General features: G+C 49.4%; 1 protein-coding gene. It reads right to left on the bottom strand.

Annotation, left to right across the window (positions count from 1 at the left end; genetic code table 11):
- On the bottom strand, positions 1–1,476 hold a 1,476-nt coding region (glnD, locus tag R8269_RS24250; RefSeq protein WP_318222779.1), incomplete at both ends, for a [protein-PII] uridylyltransferase.

The following is a 1,476-nucleotide window of genomic DNA, read 5'->3' as shown; positions in this document are numbered from 1 at the left end:
CCGGGTTTTCTAATCCGCGACGCAGTGCGCGTTGCGTTGAGTAGAATAGCTCGGCAAGTAGCGTGCGTTTCCAAGCGTTCCACAACTCTGGGTTGGTTGCGCAAATATCCGCAACCGTGAGACACACCAAATACTCAAGAGATTCTTCGTCACGAACTTGCTTGGCAAACTCGGTAATGACGTCAGGATCGTAAATAGCGCGTCGTTGTGCGGTGACTGACATGAGAAGGTGATGCCTCACCAGCCAGCCCACTAACTTAGCTTCTGGCTTCGACAGCCCGTGTTCAATACAGAAATCGTACGCTTCACCTTCACCAATCACTGAGTGATCACCACCGCGACCTTTACCAATATCATGGAAGATTGCTGCGATGATCAGCAGTTCTTTCTTTTGCATGCGAGGGTATATGTCGCAACAAATCGGATGCTTCGCATGGTTGTCTGGATTGTTAAAGGTATTGATGTGTTTCAGCAAGCGGATGCTGTGCTCGTCAACCGTGTAGGCATGGAACAGGTCGAACTGCATCTGACCAACAATCTGGCTCCATTGTGGTAAATACGCGGCCATGACCCCAAGTCTGTGCATCAAACTGAATGCTTTATGAAGTGCATTTGGGTGTCGACATAACGCTAAGAATTTTTCACGAGCCGCTGGAATCGTGTGTAAAAACTTGTTTAAGCGGCGACGTGCAGTACGCAGTTGTCGCAGGGTTGGAGGACTTACCCCCTCAATGGTTGAGTCGTTCGCGATATGCAAAAACATATCAAGAATAGTTTCAGGTCTGGCTTGGAATAGCGCGGGTTTTCTGGCTTCGATTAACGATCCACGGCGTTGAAAATCTGCATCCAAAATTTCTGCGTTTTCAGTTGCACCACCATTGATGATGGCTTGATCAAACAGTTTGAGCAGCATTTTGTTTAATTCTGCGACGCGACGAAGTGTGCGATAAAACTCTTTCATCATCATCTCGACGCCGCGATTGCCTTCACCAACATAACCGAGGTTTTCGGCCACTTGTGCTTGATGTGCGAAGGTCAAACGGTTGTCGTATCGGCGAAGTTCAATGTGCAGCGCAAAGCGGACACGCCACAAGAAGTCCTGACACTCCACCAGTTCGCGGTACTCCGCATCGGTAAGAAAGCCGTAACGGCTCATCTCTAGCAGAGATGTGGCGCCAAAGTGACGACGCGCTACCCAGCTCAAAGTGTGAATATCGCGAAGACCTCCTGGGGTCGATTTGATATCGGGCTCTAAGTTATAGGTCGTATCGTGGTAGCGAGCATGACGTTCGCGTTGTTCTTGGATTTTTGCGCGGTAGAAGGTTTCGCTCGGCCAGAAAGAGTCGGATAGCACGACCTTTTTTAGAGCTTGGAATGTGTCTTCGCTGCCACAAAGCAGACGTGCTTCTTGTAGGTTAGTGGCAACCGTTAGATCGTCACGACCGATTTGTGCACATTCATTGACAGTGCGAACCG

This window comes from Vibrio sp. Vb0667, from assembly GCF_033391095.1.
Note: the sequence above shows the minus strand (reverse complement) of the source record. Positions and strands in the feature narration are given on the sequence as shown.